The organism is Acinetobacter sp. YH12251, from assembly GCF_013417465.1.
Taxonomy (GTDB): Bacteria; Pseudomonadota; Gammaproteobacteria; order Pseudomonadales; family Moraxellaceae; genus Acinetobacter; species Acinetobacter amyesii.
In genome coordinates this window covers 1-21,304 of sequence record NZ_VPDZ01000002.1, presented here as the reverse complement: position 1 = coordinate 21,304, position 21,304 = coordinate 1, and the positions used below count along the sequence as shown (strand labels likewise).

The 21,304-nt window shown below is 40.9% G+C and carries 16 protein-coding genes, 2 tRNA genes and 1 pseudogene; 7 read left to right on the top strand and 12 right to left on the bottom strand.

The features are described 5' to 3' along the window. The first annotated feature begins 123 nt into the window (after window positions 1–123). The 3 genes from FTV27_RS00735 (at window position 124) to FTV27_RS00725 (ending at window position 4,190) form a co-directional block, all read left to right on the top strand. Complete coding sequence (locus FTV27_RS00735) at window positions 124–2,403, top strand: NADP-dependent malic enzyme (RefSeq protein WP_180076773.1); 2,280 nt, start codon at window positions 124–126, stop codon at window positions 2,401–2,403. A gap of 81 nt (window positions 2,404–2,484) precedes the next feature. After that, window positions 2,485–3,726, top strand: coding sequence for a multifunctional CCA addition/repair protein (locus FTV27_RS00730; protein ID WP_180076772.1), 1,242 nt, complete (start codon window positions 2,485–2,487; stop codon window positions 3,724–3,726). A 161-nt stretch (window positions 3,727–3,887) separates the two neighbouring features. After that, entirely contained in the window at window positions 3,888–4,190 is a 303-nt protein-coding gene (locus FTV27_RS00725) for a hypothetical protein (RefSeq protein WP_180076771.1), read from the top strand. 302 nt (window positions 4,191–4,492) lie between these two features. Here FTV27_RS00725 and epmA read toward each other — a convergent pair whose 3' ends face one another. From epmA to greB, 6 genes are all read right to left on the bottom strand, one after another. Further along, window positions 4,493–5,461: an EF-P lysine aminoacylase EpmA gene (gene epmA, locus FTV27_RS00720; RefSeq protein ID WP_373687140.1), complete on the bottom strand. Its 969-nt coding sequence runs from the start codon at window positions 5,459–5,461 to the stop codon at window positions 4,493–4,495. 5 nt (window positions 5,462–5,466) lie between these two features. Continuing rightward, entirely contained in the window at window positions 5,467–6,534 is a 1,068-nt protein-coding gene (locus FTV27_RS00715; RefSeq protein ID WP_180076769.1) for a 4-phosphoerythronate dehydrogenase, read from the bottom strand. Between the two features lie 115 nt (window positions 6,535–6,649). Continuing rightward, window positions 6,650–7,402, bottom strand: a complete 753-nt coding sequence (locus tag FTV27_RS00710; protein WP_180076768.1) for a class II aldolase/adducin family protein — start codon at window positions 7,400–7,402, stop codon at window positions 6,650–6,652. A gap of 165 nt (window positions 7,403–7,567) precedes the next feature. Next, window positions 7,568–7,657, bottom strand: a tRNA-Ser gene (locus FTV27_RS00705). Between the two features lie 229 nt (window positions 7,658–7,886). After that, window positions 7,887–7,976, bottom strand: a tRNA-Ser gene (locus FTV27_RS00700). Window positions 7,977–8,059: 83 nt separating this feature from the next. After that, entirely contained in the window at window positions 8,060–8,557 is a 498-nt protein-coding gene (greB, locus tag FTV27_RS00695) for a transcription elongation factor GreB (protein ID WP_180076767.1), read from the bottom strand. 365 nt (window positions 8,558–8,922) lie between these two features. Here greB and FTV27_RS00690 point away from each other — a divergent pair, with 365 nt between their 5' ends. Further along, window positions 8,923–10,035, top strand: coding sequence for a transglycosylase SLT domain-containing protein (locus FTV27_RS00690; RefSeq protein WP_180076766.1), 1,113 nt, complete (start codon window positions 8,923–8,925; stop codon window positions 10,033–10,035). Between the two features lie 76 nt (window positions 10,036–10,111). Here FTV27_RS00690 and FTV27_RS00685 read toward each other — a convergent pair whose 3' ends face one another. Further along, window positions 10,112–10,495 carry an SCP2 sterol-binding domain-containing protein gene (locus FTV27_RS00685; protein ID WP_078190434.1) on the bottom strand — a complete coding sequence of 128 codons (384 nt, stop codon included), beginning with the start codon at window positions 10,493–10,495 and terminating at the stop codon, window positions 10,112–10,114. A gap of 222 nt (window positions 10,496–10,717) precedes the next feature. Beyond that, a complete protein-coding gene (gene ttcA / locus FTV27_RS00680) occupies window positions 10,718–11,647 on the bottom strand; it encodes a tRNA 2-thiocytidine(32) synthetase TtcA (RefSeq protein ID WP_078192144.1) in 930 nt (309 codons plus the stop codon). A 497-nt stretch (window positions 11,648–12,144) separates the two neighbouring features. Here ttcA and FTV27_RS00675 point away from each other — a divergent pair, with 497 nt between their 5' ends. Both FTV27_RS00675 and htpX read left to right on the top strand, forming a co-directional pair. Then, window positions 12,145–13,008: a lytic transglycosylase domain-containing protein gene (locus tag FTV27_RS00675; protein WP_180023271.1), complete on the top strand. Its 864-nt coding sequence runs from the start codon at window positions 12,145–12,147 to the stop codon at window positions 13,006–13,008. 133 nt (window positions 13,009–13,141) lie between these two features. Next, window positions 13,142–14,047: a protease HtpX gene (htpX, locus tag FTV27_RS00670; RefSeq protein ID WP_078192146.1), complete on the top strand. Its 906-nt coding sequence runs from the start codon at window positions 13,142–13,144 to the stop codon at window positions 14,045–14,047. A 160-nt stretch (window positions 14,048–14,207) separates the two neighbouring features. Here the strand turns inward: htpX and FTV27_RS00665 are convergent, their stop codons facing one another. The 3 genes from FTV27_RS00665 to FTV27_RS00655 form a co-directional block, all read right to left on the bottom strand. Further along, the gene (locus FTV27_RS00665; protein ID WP_180049076.1) at window positions 14,208–14,798 is read right to left on the bottom strand and encodes a DUF4112 domain-containing protein; all 591 of its coding nucleotides are present in this window, start codon (window positions 14,796–14,798) and stop codon (window positions 14,208–14,210) included. Between the two features lie 80 nt (window positions 14,799–14,878). Then, on the bottom strand, window positions 14,879–16,222 hold the full coding sequence (gene mgtE / locus FTV27_RS00660; protein ID WP_180076765.1) for a magnesium transporter: 1,344 nt from the start codon (window positions 16,220–16,222) through the stop codon (window positions 14,879–14,881). A gap of 209 nt (window positions 16,223–16,431) precedes the next feature. Beyond that, a complete protein-coding gene (locus FTV27_RS00655; protein WP_180076764.1) occupies window positions 16,432–19,539 on the bottom strand; it encodes a multidrug efflux RND transporter permease subunit in 3,108 nt (1,035 codons plus the stop codon). A gap of 277 nt (window positions 19,540–19,816) precedes the next feature. Between FTV27_RS00655 and FTV27_RS00650 the strand changes: the two genes are divergently transcribed. Then, window positions 19,817–21,004, top strand: a complete 1,188-nt coding sequence (locus FTV27_RS00650; protein WP_180076763.1) for a glycerophosphodiester phosphodiesterase family protein — start codon at window positions 19,817–19,819, stop codon at window positions 21,002–21,004. Window positions 21,005–21,159: 155 nt separating this feature from the next. On the opposite strand, the pseudogene FTV27_RS17120 reads toward FTV27_RS00650, so the two are convergent. Continuing rightward, window positions 21,160–21,304: pseudogene (locus FTV27_RS17120) on the bottom strand (hypothetical protein); the annotation flags it as partial.

Genomic DNA, 21,304 nt, shown 5'->3' with positions numbered 1-21,304 from the left:
ATAAGATTGTCTGAAAAAGACGCGACTTCGACTGTCCCAACTGTGCAACTAATGTTATATTCAAGCGGATAAAGCAAGCATTGCAGCTTTATATTGGATAAACAAAACACAATCGAGATACAGATGGACGATCAATCTTTAAAACAGCAGGCTTTGTATTATCACGAATTTCCAACTCCGGGGAAAATCAGCGTTACACCAAGCAAACAATTGGTCAACCAACACGATTTAGCCCTCGCATACTCGCCAGGTGTCGCTGCACCTTGTTTAGAAATTGAACGCGACCCATCTACTGCTGCACTTTACACAGCGCGCGGTAATCTTGTTGCTGTAGTCAGTAACGGTACAGCCGTACTGGGCTTAGGTAACATTGGTCCTTTAGCGTCAAAACCTGTTATGGAAGGTAAAGGCGTTCTATTCAAAAAATTCGCTGGTGTTGATGTTTTTGACATTGAAATTGCTGAAAACGACCCAGACAAAATCGTAGATATCGTTGCAGCATTGGAACCAACTTTCGGTGGTATCAACCTTGAAGACATCAAGGCCCCAGAGTGTTTCTACATCGAGCAAAAACTTCGTGAACGCATGAATATTCCTGTGTTCCATGATGACCAACACGGTACATCAATCATTGTGGGTTCTGCATTACTGAATGCACTTCAACTCAATGGCAAAAAAATTGAAGAAATCAAAATTGTCGCTTCTGGCGCAGGTGCTGCTGCCCTTTCATGTTTGAACTTACTTTGTGCACTTGGCGTGAAAAAAGAAAACATCGTTGTGGCAGATTCACGCGGTTTATTGACCACTAAACGTGAAGGCTTGGATGAGTCTAAAAAAGCATATGTTCAAGACATCGAAGGCTCTCAGCTTGCTGATGTAATGGAAGGTGCGGACATGTTCCTTGGTCTTTCTGCAGCAGGTATTTTGACCAAAGAAATGGTTAAAGTCATGGCGAAAGATCCGATCATCTTTGCCCTTGCTAACCCAGACCCTGAAATTCTTCCTGAACATGCACATGAAGCACGTCCAGACGTGATTATGGCAACTGGTCGTTCAGACTATCCAAACCAAGTGAACAATGCGCTTTGCTTCCCTTATATCTTCCGTGGCGCACTAGATGTTGGTGCAACCACAATTAATGAAGAGATGAAGATTGCTTGTGTACATGCGATTGCTCGCATGGCACATGTCGAAGCTGATGCTGCATCATATGGTGAAAAATCTGCTTCATTTGGTCGTGATTACCTCATTCCGCGCCCATTAGATCAACGTTTGATTCTTGAAATTGCACCTGCTATTGCGCAAGCAGCGATGGATTCAGGTGTTGCAACTCGTCCAATTCAAGACTTCTCTGCGTATCGTCAACGTTTGTCTGAGTTTGTTTATAACTCTGCATTCATGATGAAACCAATTTTTGCGCAAGCGAAAACTGATCCAAAACGTATTGCATATGCTGAAGGTGAAGATTTACGTGTACTTCGCGCAGTACAAATTGCTGTTGATGAAGATTTAGCAAAACCAATTCTTGTAGGCCGTCCTGCAGTCATTGAAGCAAACATCAAAAAATTAGGTCTACGTCTTGAAGACGGCGTGAACATCACTATCGTCGATCAAGAGAAAAACCCTGATTACGATAAGTTTGCTGACGATTACTACAGCATCATGCAGCGTAAAGGTGTAACGCCTGAATATGCTCAGCGTGAAGCACGTCGTCGTTCTACACTTATTGCGGCAATGCTGGTTCGCCATGGTGTGGCTGACGGCATGCTGTGTGGTACATATTCAAGCTACGACATTCACTTAGACTTCGTCAGCAATGTGATTGGTCTAAAAGAAGGCCGCAATAATTTCTTCACGCTGAATGCATTGATGCTTGAAGACCGTAACTTGTTTATTGCCGATACTTACATTAACCGTAATCCAACAGCTGAACAGCTTGCTGAAATGACTATTTTAGCGGCTGAAGAAGTACGCCGTTTTGGTATTACGCCGCGTGTAGCATTGCTTTCTCACTCAAGTTTCGGTTCAGACCAAAACGATCCTAGCGCACAAAAAATGCGTAAGGTTTATGATATTTTGTCAGAAATTGCACCTGAACTTGAAGTTGAAGGTGAAATGCATGGTGATGCCGCACTGGATGAAAATATTCGTCATTTCGCATACCCGAACTCACGTTTTAAAGGTTCTGCGAACTTGCTGATTATGCCAAATCTGGATGCAGCGAACATTTCGTTCAACTTGTTGAAATCAACATCGGGCAGTAACGTAACGATTGGCCCAATTCTTTTGGGTGCTGCAAAACCTGTTCATATTTTAACGCCAACAGCGACAACACGCCGTTTAGTGAATATGACTGCATTAACTGTTGCAGAGATTCAAGAAAACGAAAAATTAGCACTCTAATTTAGTTGACCTGAACACACTTTGTGACTTGAGAAAACCTCTGTTCTGTAGCATGATTGCTCTAAGAATAGAGGTTTTTTCATGCAAGTTTATTTAGTAGGCGGTGCAGTTCGAGATCACTTGCTCGGGCACCCCTATCACGAAAAAGATTATGTCGTTGTCGGTGCAACGCCGGAACAATTACTTGCTCAAGGTTATCAACCTGTGGGTAAAGATTTCCCTGTTTTTCTTCATCCAGAGACCAAAGACGAATATGCCTTAGCCCGTACAGAACGTAAGTCTGGACATGGGTATCATGGCTTTGAATTTTATACCGACGTCAATGTCACACTCGAACAAGATCTCATTCGACGTGACCTCACGATCAATGCGATTGCCATGGATGATGCAGGTCAGATTTATGATCCCTACCATGGTCAACAAGATTTAGAGCGCCGCATCCTTCGCCATGTTTCTGATGCCTTCGTCGAAGATCCTTTGCGAGTTCTGCGTATTGCACGTTTTGCGGCACGTTATAAAGCTTTAGGTTTTAAAGTGGCTGATGAAACACTGGAACTGATGCAAGAGCTTGCTCAATCGGGTGAGCTTGAAGCTCTCACACCTGAACGTGTATGGAAGGAAACGTCTCGTGCCTTAATGGAAGACCACGCAGATGAATATTTTGAGGTCTTAAGAGCCTGTGGCGCTTTAAAAGTCTTGTTCCCTGAAATTGATGCGTTATACGGTATTCCACAGCGTCCTGAATATCATCCTGAAATAGACTGTGGCATTCATACCATGATGTCGCTACAACAAGCGTGTCGTGCAAATTATTCTTTGGATGTTCGTTTTGCTGTACTGGTACACGACTTGGGTAAAGCACTCACTCCAGTAGATGAGTTACCGCGCCATATCATGCATGAAGAGCGTGGGGTAAAACCTGTTACCGAAATCTGTGACCGTATGCGAGTTCCCACCAATACCAAACAATTGGCCATCTCAGTGTGTAAAGAGCATTTAAAATGCCATCAAGCTCTGAGTTTAAAACCGGGAACATTATGGCGTCTGTTACAACGTATGGATGTATTACGCCGTCCTGAACGCGTAGAGGCCTTTGTACAAGCCTGTGAATGTGATTCACGTGGTCGCTTAGGTTTAGAGGATCGTGCCTATCCGCAAGCTCAATACGTTTTAGATGCCATGCAGGTGGTTCGTAATATTAAGGCTTCTGACTTACCTTCAGATGTGAAAGGCCCTGATATTGGTGAAATGTTGATTCAGAAACGAATTGAAGCTATCGGACAATTCAAGCATGAACTCGGCCATAACACGCCTACAGCTTAAAATAAATCCTCTCAGAAATGAGAGGATTGACTTTCATCATTGCTGTTAAGCCTGCCGAAGTATTTTGAAATAAATGAAAAATTGAAATAATCTAGTGTCATCTCTGAAAATTAAATACTGATACTCAACCCAATTTAAGACTGGTAAAAAGAATAAAAATAATGAAGAAACAACTTTCCAATATATTGATTGCTATTGTCTTTTGCGGACTCCTAGTAGGGATGGGCTTTACCCAAACCCTTTTAAAAAGTTTGCCACAGCTCATCATGATATTTTTTGGAATGTTAGCCTTAGGCTCCTTAATAATTAAGCGTTCATTTATAAGCTCTATTCCTTTTTATATAGTTTTGGGAGTTATGTTTTATATTAATATTTTTCTATTGGCGAGCGCTGCTGTGGATTTTATTCATCCACATCATGGACTACACAGAATGACGGGAGTATTGATAGAAGCCCAAATTTAAACTGGCTGTGGGCGATAATTGTCTCCTTTTTTCTTTCCCCACTCAGCATTGTTTTCTATCATAAAAAAATTCAAAGAAATAAAGGTCTTGAAATAGCCTTTATTACTCTTTTTATTATTGTGACATTGATAATTTATATAAAATTTGAGCTACTCTGCTGTAATTAAATTGCATCTTTTATAAATATTTAGACATATTATCGCTAAATCACAATCTATACGTTGATAGGCCTTTTTAAATTTGAAAGCTATGCTGCTGTCTAAAATGTATAAGCATTTATAGACAGCAGCTATTCAGTTCACTTATGACGCAGCTGCTGGAAAACTAATGACTTTTTCAAGCTTTAGCTGATTCATAGCCACCATTAGCAATCGATCAATACCTAAGGCTATACCTGCACACTCACTCATATGCGGTAATGCAGCAAGCAAATATTCATCAATCGGCATCACATGCAACCCAAGTTTAGCGCGCTCTGCATTATCTGCCTCAAAACGACTGCGTAAAACATCCGCATCAATCAGTTCATCATAAGCATTCGCTAACTCTAAACCTTCGATATACAGCTCAAATCGTGCTGCAACCAACTCCCCATCTTCGTCCACACGGGTTTTCGCCAAAGAAGCCATTTCCGGTGGAAAATCTGTAAGGAACACTGGCGTATCAAAACCGAGGCTCGGCTCAACATAATGCGAAAACAATAAATCGATATAGCCTAAACGGTCTTCACCCAAATCTAAGCTTAGCCCCACACGACGACAGCAATCTTTTAGATCTTGTAAAGAAGCTTGTAACGGGTTCAAATCCAAACGATCCATAAAGGCATGCTTATAGCTCAAAATAGTCGGACGAATTTCACCAAAGCGTTGTTTCAAGGTTTCATTCAATAAATCCGTCACTTCAAACATCAAGTCTTTTAAGCTAAAACCCGGACGGTACCATTCCAACATGGTGAATTCACTGTTGTGTTTACGTCCATGTTCATCATCACGGAAAACTTTACAGATTTGGTAGATAGGCCCACTGCCACTTGCCAACAGACGCTTCATGGCAAATTCAGGTGAAGTTTGCAAATAATGCGTTTGCTTTTGACCATTCACATGACGCTGAGCTTGTACCGATGCTAAATGTACATCAGTGACACCGGCTTGAGAAAGTACAGGTGTTTCCACTTCAAGAACATCACGTGCTGCAAAAAACTGGCGAATTTGAGCATACATCGTGGCACGTGCACGAAGTGCAGTGAGTTCACAACTCGGTTGAAAGTTCATTTGACTCATGCTGCTGGGCCTCCATGTGCAGCCCATTCACGGCGTAAAGGATAGGTTTTACGTAAATAATCAAAAGCTTTTTGATCCACTTTACCGTCTTTTAGGCAAGCACGTAAGTTGGCATCATCACGAGCGATATCATAAATATCTTTTAAATAACGCTGTAATACCGTCTTAAAGTCAGCACCAGTAAAATACTGCTCACAGACGGGTAACTGACTTTCAAAAGCTTTATTTATCGGTTGATTGAAAGTTTGACAAAATGCTTCATAGATCATCTGTGTGCCACGTGCTTTACCTTCCAAGCTGTAGCCTGCAATATGGGGTGTCACCACGTAAATTAAATCCAACAATGCTGCTGAAATCTCTGGCTCATGTTCAAAAACATCTAAGACCACTTTACGCTGAGTTTTTTGAATATCGGCAATTAAGGCAGCTTCTTCGACCACTGGCCCACGCGCGGAATTAATCAAAATCGCTGAAGGCTTCATAGCGGCAAGTGCAGCAGCATTAATTAAATGGTAGGTTGGATATTCCCCCTCTTTGGTCAGTGGCACATGAGTACTAATCGCATCTGCTTTTTTTAACAGTTCTGCAAATTCAACTTGTTTCACCTGATCAAATTGCACAAATGGATCATAGCCAATGACATTCCAACCGAATAATTCTGCCATGACGGCCAAACGTGAACCGACATTACCTAAACCAACGATACCCAAGGTAAATTGTTCATTTGCATTCAATAATTCAGGTTTAACGTACAGCAATGCCGTAATCACATATTCAGCAACCGCTTGTGCATTACAACCTGCGGCATTTGACCAAGCAATCCCCTGCTTTTCTAAAGCAGTAATATCTAAATGATCTGTTCCAATCGTAGCACTACCGACAAATTTGAGTGCGGTCTGTTGAATTAAGTCTGCATTTACCTGAGTCACCGATCGTACCAACAATGCATCGGCTTCTTTGACATCTGCATGGGTCAATGTTCGACCTGCCGCTTGCTTTATTTCACCAAATTCGGCAAAAAAATACTCAGTAAATGCCAGATTTTCATCTGCAACGATTTTCATAGTTCATCTCATAGTTCGACTATGAACATGATAACGCGTTGCTCATGCCATGACTATTCTTCTGCACATAAGGCACAGTGCCTTCAATCTACAACCTTGATGATAGAAAATTATATTAACGACAATAATCTGACTGCTGATCTTCAATTAAAGACAAGGCCGCCTGCCAAGCCGCTTGAATAATGGGCTCGGCCATCGGATTTTCAAACTGCTGCAACGTATGTTCACAAACCTTCGGACTCGGATAATGCAATGTAGCACTCGACAATGCTTTTACTTGAATTTGACAAGCTCGTTCTAAAAAGTAAATTTCATGAAATGCCCGTGCCACACTATCTCCAGTCGCAAGCAAGCCGTGATTGCGTAAAATCATGCAGCGATAATGCCCCATATCTTGTACCAGTCTTTCACGCTCTTCAGTTGAAAAGGCAATACCCTCATATTCATGATAAGCAATGTTCTGATAGAACTTTAACGCATGTTGTGAGATTGGCAATAATCCATGTTCCTGCGCAGAAACTGCCACGCCATCTGCAGTATGCGTATGAATCACACAATTAATATTTGCACGCGCATGATGTAAGGCCGAATGAATTACAAAGCCGGCGACATTCACCATCTTCCCTGCATCATAAGTTTCAATAATTTTTCCTTCATGATCAATTTTGACCAAATCAGAAGCTGTCATTTTGTCAAAGGTCACACCATAACGATTAATCAAAAAATGCTCCGGTTCATGATTTAAACGCAGGCTGATATGAGTATCAATTAAGTCGGTCATTTTATAATAAGCCACTAAGCGATACAGTGCCGCCAATTGACAACGCGCTTGCCATTCCAGTTCATGAATAAGCTCTGGTTTCTGCATGGGTGAATTCCTTGTCTAAATCGATTGATCTTGTTTTCTGTTTATTGTGAATAATTAATAGCATGTCATATTCATGCTGTATATCAACTTCGCCTGTAGAAAAAAACTATTCAAAAATTTAGGCAATAAAAAAACCCCAATGTAAAACATTGGGGTTTTTGAATATGGCGGAAGCGGTGAGATTCGAACTCACGGAGGACTCGCGCCCTCGTCGGTTTTCAAGACCGGTGCATTAAACCGCTCTGCCACGCTTCCATGGCCGCTATCATATAAATAAAAATTCAGATTGGCAAATTATTTTGCCTTATTTTGACTACTTAGCGAATCGTTCATACAAAATTTAGTCGATTGTAAAATTTTGGTTTAGGTCAGAAAAATAAAAGCTGAATCAATATGTATTGAATTGAGATCAAGGCAAATTGCATTGCCAAAATTTACACACATAAAAAACCCTGATGCTAAAAAACATCAGGGTTTTTGAATATGGCGGAAGCGGTGAGATTCGAACTCACGGAGGACTCGCGCCCTCGTCGGTTTTCAAGACCGGTGCATTAAACCGCTCTGCCACGCTTCCATGGCCGCCATCATATAAATAAAATTCAGCAATGGCAAATTATTTTGTAAAAAACACGTCCAATTGAACAAAATAAAAGCAGTTTATTGTTTTTCAGTGCTTTCGCCCATTTCATAACGAATTGAATTGATATACCAACATTTTTTTCCTAGCGGGGTTAGGACTTCGACTTCATCATCCACTTGCTTGGATAAGAGTGCCCGAGCCATAGGTGAATCAATTGAGATATGTTGCGGATGATGATCATAAATTTCATCTACCCCCACGATTCTTAGCGTTTTGTGTTCGCCGTCTTCATTTTCAATATCAACCCATGCCCCAAAATAGACTTTCCCTTTTTGTTCGGGTGAGTAATCGATAATACGAAGCTCTTCCAAACGTTTTCCCAAGTAGCGTACACGTCGGTCAATTTTGCGTAACAATTGCTTATTATATTGATAATCCGCGTTTTCCGAACGATCTCCAAGACTAGCCGCCCAGTTCACTTTTTTGGTAATTTCAGGTCGCTCTTCATGCCATAAATGTTGAAGTTCAGCGACCAATAAATCGTGTCCACCACGGGTAATTAAGTTAGATTTCATGATGATTTTTAGGCCTTGAGCAAGTGCTGATTTTTACAAAACATGCCTATTTTATCCTCCATTTCTACACAGGCAAAGTATATAAAATTTATTCCCAAACAAAATCAATTGTTTATGTTACATATTTTAATATTTTTTCGTACAAAATTTGACAAGTATTTTTTTGCTCATTATTATGCGCACATCTTTTAGGCTTGTTTAATTTTTATCCAGTGTAGATTTTCTACATATTTCCCGAAACCCCCTAGTCATTTTTGAATGACGTCATGACTGCCCAACCCTTATTGAATTTATCAAACTTGAAAAAGTCTGAGGCGTGTTTGCCTTTGCTTTTTAGGGCATAAATTACTTGTAGCGGAGACAACATGCACAGTAGTTCAACTTCTGGGTCGAGGCTTTGCCTTAACTCTTTTAACTCTCTCCCATTTAAAGCGCTTGCACTTAGTACTATCTTAATTCCTTTTCACAGTATTAATGCTAGTAAAACAGCTCATCAATATGATGCGGTCGTCAACAGTAATAAACTCACTGTTGTTGCAGTTGCCAATCCTGCCATTGTTTTTCAGGATGGTAAACATCGACATGGTTTTGGTTACGACCTTGCACGTAACTATGCAGAAAGTTTAAATGTCCAATTAGATTTTAAAACAGTGAATGACAATGCCACTGCTTTAAAAATGGTTGCCAAAGGTCAAGCCAATTTTGCTATGACCACTGCCGAAATGAGTACCATTGAAGCCAAGCATTTGACGTCATTTTCAGCCAGTTGTGGTGATACCGTTTCTTTAAAAAAGAATGGTTTAAACAGCAACTTAAACTGGGTATTTAAAAATGCAGATGATCCACTAAGCCAAACCGCGAGTGGTTTTATTTGCCGTGCCAAACAAAATGGCGCAATTGGACAGTTGGCATCATTCTACAACCGTAATGTGGTCAAACAAGATTCTTGGAATGTGATTCAACGTGATTTAAGTAAACGTATGCCGATCTATAAGGCAAGTTTTAAAAACACGGCCAAGCAATACGATCTAGACTGGCATTTATTGGCAGCGATTGGTTATCAAGAGTCTTACCTCAAACCTGACTCGGTATCCCCAACGGGTGTTCGTGGCATTATGATGCTGACCAACAGTACAGCAAAAGCCATGGGTGTGAGCAACCGTACAGATGCGACGCAAAGCATTCAAGGTGGTGCAAAGTACTATGACCAAATGCTAAACCGTTATAGTAACATTCCGTACCCTGATCGTAATTGGTATGCCTTAGTGGCTTATAACATGGGTCCTGGTGCTGTAAATCAGATTCAAAAGCGCGTCCAATCTCAAGGTAAAAACCCGAATAAGTGGGTGAATTTATATGCTTATCTAGACCGTAACAAGGCCAGCAATGGTCGTTATCGTCAAGCTGTGCAATATGTCACGCGTATTCGTGCTTATTTGGAACATATTAAAACCACACCTCAACTGGTGAATATCTAATATACATCCACCTAACATTTACATGTGAGCGCACAAAAAAAAGCTTACCTTCGGGTAAGCTTTTTTCGTTTTAGATTTAAGCAGTTTGCTCAAGTACTTTTTTGAATAAATCTTTTTGCTCAGTACTTGGTTTTGCTGTTTGCAATGCCATCAATTGTGACATATCACCTTGTACTTTTATTTTGCCTGTCATAAACGCTTGCATCGCTGCAGCCATATCAAACTCAAGGAATACTTTACGTAAAGTTTCAGCATCCATGTTCAAAGTTGTTTTCGCGTTTGAAGATAAACCTTTTTTAATTGCACCACCGTCTAATGACAATTCAGTATTGCCTGCAGCGTCAGCAACCACAAGGTTAATTGCAAGATTAGCCAATGCAGGTGGTAAGTTTAAATCACCAGCTTGAGCTGTCAGAGTTTCTACAGTTGAAAACCAATCATCAGTTAAAAAAGCAGGCATGATCTTTCCTCAATTTATTTTGTTCGTGTGTGTTGCCGTTCCAGACAACATCAGTGCAAGCATATTTTGCTTGAGGTTTGTTATAGCATGATCATTTGTGAAAAGGCTAAAGTTTTTTGTACGCGCCGTTCAATATTTAACTGTTTAACAACAAAATGTGAAAAATCATAAGCATAAAAAAGGCATTCTGTAGAATGCCTTTTGCATGATAAGGTTTTCGGGTTAATCTGCCATAAACCCTAAGTTCACCATATTAATGCGTTTGCTTTCTGACTCACCTTCTTCAGTTGAACAACTTTCGCTATTTTTAAAATCAAATTCGCGTTGTTCATCTAGGGCTTCAAAGTCGAATAACTCACGGTCAGCCAGTTGTGAAGGTGATACATTTTGCAACGCACCAAAAATACTGTGTAAACGTTTTGGAAATTCTTTATCCCAAGTACGCAGCATGTCATTTAACATCGCACGTTGTAAGTTTTCCTGAGAACCACACAAATTACATGGGATAATTGGGAACTTACGCATTTCTGCATATTTGATAATGTCTTTTTCTTCCACATAAGCCAGTGGACGAATCAAAATGTTCTTTTTGTCAGAAGACAATAATTTCGGTGGCATGGCTTTTAAGCTGCCGCCATGGAACAAGTTCAAAAAGAACGTCGCCAAAATATCATCACGGTGATGACCTAAAGCCACTTTCGTCGCCCCAATTTCTTGAGCAAAGCCGTATAACGAACCACGACGTAGACGCGAGCACACTGCGCAGTACGTTTTACCTTCTGGTGTTAAACGTTTGGTAATGCTGTAAGTATCTTTTTCTAAGATGTAATACGGAATTTTGTTTTCTTCTAAATAACGTGGCAATACGTCTTCAGGGAAACCCGGCTGTTTTTGGTCAAGGTTGACCGCAACCACATCAAAATTAATCGGCGCAATACGCTTAAACTGCAACAAAATGTCGAGCAGGGTATAACTGTCCTTACCGCCTGAAATACAGACCATCACTTTGTCACCCTCTTCGATCATTTTAAAATCACGAATGGCATGACCGACCTGACGGCGTAGCTTTTTCAATAAACGATAATACGCAGAGCTAGTTGGTAGTTCTGGTTTGAAATTAAATCCTTGTTCGGACTCAACTGGCGAGAACATAGACGAGTTAAACCTAAAAAAAAATACCGCGCAATTTTATCCGATTCGCAGACTTCTCGCATCAAAAGAATGTAATTTCCGAAAAAAGTAGAAATACTGTCATGATCACGTAATCTTCAGTGCAATATTCTATACGGTACAGTTCATTATTTAGCCCAAATGCTTATCTTTTGGACTTTTCCACAGTTGTCCACAAAAGCTGTGGATAACTTTGTGGATTCTAAATGACTTGACAAGGTGAGCCGCCCTTATTTTAAGGCTTTTATTTAAATTGATCATTTTTTGATCAATTTATAAAAATTTAATTATCAATGACTTAAGTGTGTCAAGTTAAGCTCAATAAAAAAAAATAAATATTTTTTTTGATTATTGAATCATCAAAATGACTTGATTTTTACAAAGTAAAGAAGAAATCAGTCTATGAAGCCTTTTCATCTAATTTTTTTTTGATAAACTCTCTTTAACTGTTTGGGGACAGAATTTTTCTTCACAATAAAATGAAAAACATTACTTGGACTTTGGGGCTGTTATTAGGTGGAAGTGTGGCTATCAGTTTAGCAGCACCAAACATTTTTGCCGGCCAAACGATTTATCAATTGCGTGAAAGTAATGGCACAACGTTACTGACCAATAAACAAGGCCGCTATAGCAATCTAAAAGTTGAAAAAAAAACCTACTATCCGGACAGTAATATCCATAGTTATAGTAACTGGGGCTCAAATGAAGCGTCTGTCTTACCTAGTTATAGTCGGAATAAAAATGCCTTTGACAATATTATTAAACAAGCAGCGGCCCAACATGGTGTTTCCGAAGGTCTAATCAAAGCGGTGATGCATACCGAATCAGGCTTTAACACTAATGCTCGTTCACCTGTTGGGGCTCAAGGTTTAATGCAGCTCATGCCTGCCACAGCACGTCGCTTCAATGTAACAAATGCTTATGATCCTCATCAGAACATTATGGCTGGTGCTCGATATTTATCTTGGCTACTGAAACGTTTTAATGGCAATACGTCTCTTGCTTTAGCAGGTTATAACGCAGGTGAAGGCAATGTCGCAAAATATGGTGGTATCCCACCTTTTCGCGAAACACAAGATTATGTCCGCCGTGTCACTAGCCGCTACAACAACCTATATGCTGGTAGTTTAAGTGTATCAGGTTCGAGTAATTCCAATATCGCTTCAAATAGTGGTCGGATTATTGCCAGTTCGGATAATTATCATGCTGCTGCCCCTACGGTTGCTAAATCATCGGCACGTCAAATTATTCAAACAGACAATGGTAGTTTTACCGACGCACCTTCAGGTTCATTTGCCACAGCAAATGCGTCTGCTTCAGCGCGTATTTATTTCAATGAATAAATTCACTGATTTTGTAAAATTGCATCTGTTTTACTAATTTTTCCTTGAAATTTTAAGACTTTCACCTCATATTGAGTTTAATGATTTTTATTTGTAAATCAGATCATTTTTCTATAATAAGAGGATTTACCCAATGATGCGGATTGGTTTGTTCTTGCTGACCAACCTCGCGGTACTGGTTGTAGCTGGCATAATCTTGTCACTCTTCGGTGTCGGTAGTTACCACGGTGCAGGCGGCTTAAACTTAGGCAACTTGCTCGTAATCTGTTTTGTGTTCGGTATGGTGGGTTCAATGATCTCACTATTCATGTCAAAATGGATGGCGAAGAAAACCACGGGTACAGAGCTGATTGACCCTAATGCACCACGTAACCAAGCTGAAGCATGGTTACTTAACGAAGTTGCGCAACTAGCACAACGTTCTGGTATCAAAATGCCAGAAGTGGGTATTTTCCCATCGTACCAGTCAAATGCCTTTGCAACAGGCTGGAATAAAAATGATGCTTTAGTAGCAGTTTCTACCGGTCTACTTGAGCGTATGAACAAAGACGAGCTCCGTGCAGTACTCGCTCACGAAATTGGTCACGTAGCCAATGGTGATATGGTAACCCTTGCATTGGTGCAAGGTGTAGTCAACGCCTTTGTGATGTTCTTTGCGCGTGTAGCAGGTGACTTCATTGACCGTAATGTTTTTGGTCGTGAAGATGGTGAAGCACCGGGTATCGCATATTTTGTCATTACGATTGTATTAGATATTGTTTTTGGTATCGCAGCGTCTGCCATTGTGATGTGGTTCTCTCGCTACCGTGAATACCGTGCCGATGAAGCTGGTGCGCGTTTAGCAGGTAAACAAGCGATGATTTCTGCCCTCTTACGTTTACAAGCAGAATCTGAAATGCCAGATCAAATGCCAAAAGAAATGAAAGCCTTTGCAATTTCTGCGGGTCAAGAACAAGGTTTCAGTTTAGCTGCTTTGTTCCAAACACACCCAACGATTGAACAACGTGTTGCAGCATTACAACAATTAGATTGCCCATAATCGAGCATCTAATGTATGTCGTAAAAAAGCCTCCCTATGGAGGCTTTTTTAAGTCTAATTTTTCCGAACATTTACTGTCTTATCAATAATCTTTCAGCTGAACGATCTTTCAATTGAATAGCCTCTCAGTGATCGCGTTCAAGCAACAAGGCATTTCTATCTACAATACTCCATTGGCCTTTAACCATTGCCAAAGCAATGAACCACCCATATAAATTGCAAAGATAAAGACTAATAAGAAAATCATCCCGAATATATCTGGGATATGGATCCATATCCATGCAACCACAGGGTTGCGCCAAAAAGCAGATTGCTGTTGTTTCTGTTCTAATTTTTCATGTAAAAACGGATGTACCACATGTTGATCTGTACTGATTTGATATTCTTCACGAATGTGCGTATGTACAACATCTAAAGCTTTACGGCTCGGTCGAATAAACACATCAAAGATCGTCCCTGCAACAGGAATAAACCCCACGACAGCATCTATAACTGCGAGTTTCATCACACCATTTAATTTGGCTTGTGGTACGCCAATCTGTTTGGCTTTATAGACGGCATAACAGGTCAAGACAAATCCTGCGATATCACCAGCTACGGGAATGGTACTCAACGCTGCGTCCGCACCTACCCCTTGTCGAGTAAATGGAATCCGAACCACGGAGTCCATCATATTGGCAAACTTTGCGAGATCGCGTTCAAGACGAATGACTTCTTGCTTTGACATTTTTTGTTTTAATGGTTCAGTCATGTTTTATCCAATAAAAACCGTGTAAATCACTGAGATTAAAACATATTAGAAGTCTTCAATCTGTAGCAAAATGCTAATCTCTATAAATTGAGCAATTGTGAAGCAATCATCAAATACACCACCACGCCTGTCGCATCACAAATCGAGGTTACCAAGGGTGCAGAAGCACTTGCAGGATCGAACTTTAACTTATTGAGTATGAAAGGCAAACTCATGCCAATTAAACAACCGAGCAATACGATACCCATCATACTCAGTGCCAAGACCAAGGCCACGGTTGCATCACCACGGTAGTAGCCTAAAATAGATACAGCAATGGCCATGGTTCCGCCCAGACACAGGGCAACCAAACTTTCACGTCCCAGCAAGTAAAACCAGTCCCTAAAATGTACATCGCCCGTTGCCAATGCACGCACCATCAGCGTTGCAGATTGAGAGCCGGCATTTCCACCACTGCCGACCAATAAGGGTAAGAAAAAAACCAAGACGATATGTGCGGCAATGATATCTTCATAATAGGAAATACCTAAACCGGACAATAAACTGCCAAAGACCAATATCACCAACCAAAACACCCGCTTTTGATACAACTTTAAAATCGGTGCTTTCTTAATGCTCATACCTGGTTCGGTACTCACTGCACTAGCTTTTAAAAAGTCTTCGGTAGTTTCAGCCTGTACCACATCCATCGCATCATCATAGGTGACAATCCCCATCAAACGCTTGGCATGATCCACAATCGGCAAGGCCATAAAATCATATTCAGCCAGTTTACGTGCAATACTTTCTTGGTCTTCGTCTATCCAACCAGTCACTACATCTTTGGTCATCACCTCTTGAATCCGTGCATCACGGTCGGCTTGCAAAATTTGCCGCAGTGAAATCACCCCATTTAATTGAGACTGATCATTGGTGACATAAATTAAATACAGGGTTTCACGGTCATGCGGTTCATGGCGCAAGGCCTCTATGGCTTGTTGCATGGTAAAGTCAGCAGGCATACTGACATAGTCTGAGCTCATGATTGCGCCTGCAGACTCTTCTGCATAAGCAGATAACACCTTTAAATGCTCTTGTGTATCTTGATCAAGTTGTTGGTAAATTCGATCTTGTTCTGCATATGTTAAGCTTTTATATAAGTCCGTTGCATCATCAGAATGCATGTCATCAAATAATTCAATTTGTAGACGCAGTGGATAACGCGAAATCAGCTGTCGCTGTGACTCAAAAGGGAAAAACTCAAAAACTAAACCTTGATGCGCTAAACCTGAAAGTAACTCAATTTGATATTCAATTGGAAATTGCTGAATTAAACGGGCCTGATCAGCATAGTTCAGAGGCTGTAAAACACCAACGGCCTCTGTATAATTTTGTTGTTGCAATAAAGCGGAAATATCACGCTGTCTTTGTATTAAATCCGCCATTCAACTCACTCAAATTTTAATCTTTATTTGTTAAACACATTTTGAAGGATAAAATGAAGAGTTTCAAATCACTTCAATATGATCTCTATATCTATAAAAGTTCTCAGTGGAATTTCTTCCCCGCCAAAAAATTCTCCAGAATAAAAAACCACCGTCAAGTATCCAAGCTTTAACGGTGGATTTCCGTACAACTAGATGCTGTCTAAAGTTTATTTCATAGACTCAAACACCGGTTTGATTTTAAAAATGGAACGAACCATGACATACATAAACGGAATAAAGATCAGCACCAAAACCGTACCGAATATTACCCCACCGAGTACGCTCACCCCAATCTCTTGGCGACTGGCTGCACCTGCACCAAAAGCAAGAACTAAAGGAACCACTCCCGCACCAAAAGCCAAAGAGGTCATCAAAATAGGACGTAAACGAAGTGCTGCGCCTTCCATTGCAGCTTCGATTACATGTTTGCCTTTTTCTTGTGCCATCGCTGCAAACTCTACAATCAAGATCGCGTTTTTACAGGACAAACCGATTGTTGTCAGTAGAGCAATTTGAAAATAGATGTCATTTGGAAAACCGGCCATGTAGCTAAACAAAATATTACCGCCTATCCCAAGTGGAATCGCACTCATGACTGCAGTTGGAATACTCCAACTTTCATATAGGGCAGCGAGACAGAGGAAAATAAATCCTATCGAGACCAAATATAGCCAAATCGCTTGATGACTTGATTTTTGCTCTTCAAAGGATAACCCACTCCATGCCACGTCCACACCAGGCACTTGATCAACTAAAGCTTTAACATCCTGCATGGCTTGTCCACTTGAGACATTTTTGGCTGTATCCGCTTCCATTTGTAATGCGGTATAGCCCATGAAACGATTAACAACTTCTGGACCGCCACTCCAACCAATGGTTGAAAAATTACTAAATGAAATCATTTCATTTTGATCATTTCGCACATGCCAATAAGCCAAATCTTCTGGTTTAGAACGAAATTCGGCATCTGCCTGCATCATGACGCGTTTAATGCGCCCACGGTCGATAAAATCGTTGATATAGCTACCGCCCCATGCGCTACTCATGGTGCTATTAATCGCATTTTGAGTTAACCCCAAGGCCATGGCTTGTTTTTGATCAATATCTACTTTTAGTTCGGCTTTATCGGGGTTAGAGCGTTTGTCTAAATTTTCGAAACTGCTGAATTGTGAAGATTTTTCTTGCAAGCTTTTAAATTGCGCATCGAGATAAGCACGGCCTTCACCATTCATATCTCGCAGCCAAAATTCCAGACCATCGGTTTGCCCAAGGCCACTGACAGAGGACGGCATGCTGACATTGATTTGTGCATTGTTAAATTTTTTAAAATGTTTCATAGCACGTTCACGAATCGCTTGCGCTGAATTGTGTTGTCCTGAACGTTCATCCCAATGCTTCAGTGCAATAAAGCCTTGCCCTAAGTTTTGACCCGTACCAGAAAAATTTCGTCCATAACGAATCATCACCAAATCAACATTTTGCTTTTCTTCAGTTAAAAAGTACTGCCGAATTTGTTCACCGACCTCACGACTTTTCGACATCGGTGCACCTTCTTGTAATTTAAGTTGCACACTCAAAATACCCTGGTCTTCACTAGGAATAAAACTGGTCGGCAAAGCACGATAAAACAAAGCAAATACCGTAATGAGCCCCGCAAACAAAACCACCGTCCATAAGCGATAACGAACCGTGGCTTGTGCAAGTGCTAGATATTTGGTTTTTAAAGTCTCTAATTTGGTGTTAAACCAAATCGCCCAGCGCTGTGGTTTCGGATTGGGTTTTAAAATTAAGGCACATAATGCAGGGGTTAAAATCAGCGCAACCATCAGTGACAAACCCATTGCAGCCACAAGTGTTATGGAAAATTGTCTATAGATCACGCCCGTTGAGCCACCAAAGAACGCCATGGGAATAAATACAGCGGTCAATACCAAAGTAATCCCGATTAATGCCCCGCTAATTTCATGCATCGACTCTATAGCCGCTTGTTTTGCTGTTAACTGTTGTTCATGCATTAAACGTTCGACATTTTCCACCACAACAATCGCATCATCGACTAACAGACCGATGGCCAATACCAATGCAAACAATGTGAGCGTGTTAATGGTCATGCCCAAAGCATATAAAATCGCTAAAGTCCCTAGAATCACCACAGGCACGGTAATCGCAGGAATCAGCGTTGCTCGCCAATTTTGTAAGAAGATAAACATCACCAAAACTACCAATAAAACGGCTTCGAATAATGTTTTCACCACTTCTTTAATCGATTCTTGTACAAATGGCGTGTTATCCCGAGGATAAACAATTTTATAACCGGCTGGTAATTGCTTCGCTAACTGTTCAATTTCTTGCTTAATTAAGGCAGAGGTTTCAAGTGCGTTTGCCCCAGAAGCCAATGATATCCCCATCCCTGAAGATGGATACCCGTTAATGGTATTCACCCCTGAATAATTTTCCGCACCCAATTCAACACGTGCAACATCTTTTAAATAGACAAAACTGCCGTCTCGTGCAGATTTGACAATAATATTTTCAAATTCTTCAACTGACTTTAAACGTGTACCTGAAGTGACTTTTGCATTGAGATATTGATCCGAAACACTGGGCAATTCACCTACGGCTCCGGCTGCAACCTGCGTATTTTGTGATTCAACAGCCGCACGGATATCACTGGGCATAAGGCTATATTGCTTTAACTTCAGTGGGTTGAGCCAAATACGCATGGCAAATTGCGAACCAAAAACATCGACTTCACCAATACCCTCAATTCGAGCAATGTCCTGTTCTAGATGAGTCATCATATAGTCACCAAGTTCGATATTCGAACTCTTGCCAGTCTCATCATAGAGGCCGATAACCATATGGGTATCACCCAAAGATTTATAGACATTTACCCCTTGGCGCTGCACATCTTCAGGCAGCCGATTGATTACTCCATTTATGGCATTTTGTACTTGTACTTGAGCGGTATCTGGGTCAGTGCCATTTTCAAAACTGATGCTGATCCGGCTTCGACCTGAAGAGTCGCTGCTTGAACTAAAATATAAAAGATGATCAATTCCTTTAATTTGTTGCTCAAGAACTTGTGTGACACTTTCCTCGACTGTTTCTGCTGACGCACCGCTATAACTTGCACTGACCGTAATTCGTGGTGGTGCAATATCTGGATAGCGCTCTACCGGTAAATTGAGCACAGCAAATAACCCGAGCGCCATGACGATGATCGCCAAGACACCTGCAAAAATCGGTCGATAAATAAAAAACTTAGACAGCATCAGTCCATGTCACTTTTCAATTGAAGAAATAAAAAATATAGATTGAATTTTTTCAAAAAATCTTATTGATAATCAATCACAATGAGCTTGATTACAAGCCTAGACTACATAAAAACCTTGCTTGAAGCGAAATATGTAGAAAATATGGAGAGCCTCCACTTCAGCTATTTTAGTAAATTTATGTGACAAAACCGCCTCTGTCATGAAGCTTTAGCCACTGCCCTGCAATGTATGCCTGCAACATCATTCATTTATATAAAAAGATGCAGAGGCAGCCATGCAAAAACAATTAACAAAACAGTTAAATCTAGCCATAACAAGCAAAGTGAAATCCTCATGGGGTGTGTCTTCACTGCTCCTTTTTAGCGTTTTTGGTTTATCTGCATGTAATTCGGATGACGATAAAACCCATGTCACCAAGCCCCCTATTTTGCCTGATACAGGTTTTGTCATTGTTGGGCATCGTGGTGCCAGTGCTTTGCGACCTGAGCATACTCTTGCCGCATATCAAAAAGCGATTGATGATGGTGCGGATTTTATCGAACCCGATTTAGTGCCAACCAAGGATGGCTATCTGGTTGCGCGCCATGAAAGTGAAATTTCAGGGACAACCAATATTAGTACGCTGTCACAATTTGCGGATCGAAAAACCACCAAAAAAATCGATGGTATCGACTATACAGGATGGTTTACGGAAGACTTTAATTTGAATGAACTGACTCAAAATGTAAAAGCACGTGAGCGTATTGCTCAATATCGCCCTAATAACACTCAATATAATGATCAATACAGCATCCCAACGCTCGAACAAATCATTGAACTTACCGAAGCTCATTATAAAAAAACCGGGAAAATTGTTGGTTTATATATTGAAACCAAGCATCCAACATTTTTCCAACAGCAAAATCTAGCCATGGAAGATCGTTTACTCACCACGCTTGCCAAATACAGTTATACACGTGATATCGCGCCTGTATATTTACAGTCTTTTGAAACCACCAATCTTAAATACTTACGCGATCAACTCACGCAAAAGAAACCCCTCAAACATGGCAAAATTATTCAATTATTAGATAGCCCAACTGCCATACCGGGTGACTTACAGCAACAAAGCTCACCTCAAAATTATGCAAGTTTAGCCACTGCAGAAGGCCTAAAATCAGTGGCAAAATATGCAGATGGTGTAGGTCCAAGTAAAACCTATATTTTTTCAAACACTGAATTTAAACAAACTACTTTTGTCAAAGATGCCCATGCTGCTGGTTTGAAAGTCCATCCTTATACGCTCAGACCTGAAAATGGTTTTTTACCTGACTATTTAAAATGTAGCTCTGTGGCGACAGAACGCTGTGATACGGGGGCGGCCAAAGAATTTGAAAACTTCTATAAAGCTGGTGTAGATGGTGTATTTGCAGATGATCCGGGACTGGCGCGTAAAACCTTAACACAACTGCAAAAGCCCTAATTTTCCTAAAATGAAAAAAGACGCCAAGGCGTCTTTTTTATTGTTAAACGGAAATCTTAAAGTGGGTTTGCCAAATATTCTGCGGCTGACTGCGTTGCCACTGGCTGAGGTGCTGGAGCTGTCGGAACTGTCGAAGCTATCGGAGCTGTCGGAGCTGTCGGAGCTGTCGGAGCTGTCGGAGCTGTCGGAGCTGTCGGAGCTGTCGGAGCTGTCGGAGCTGTCGGAGCTGTCGGAGCTGTCGGAGCTGTCGGAGCTGTCGGAGCTGTCGGAGCTGTCGGAGCTGTCGGAGCTGTCGGAGCT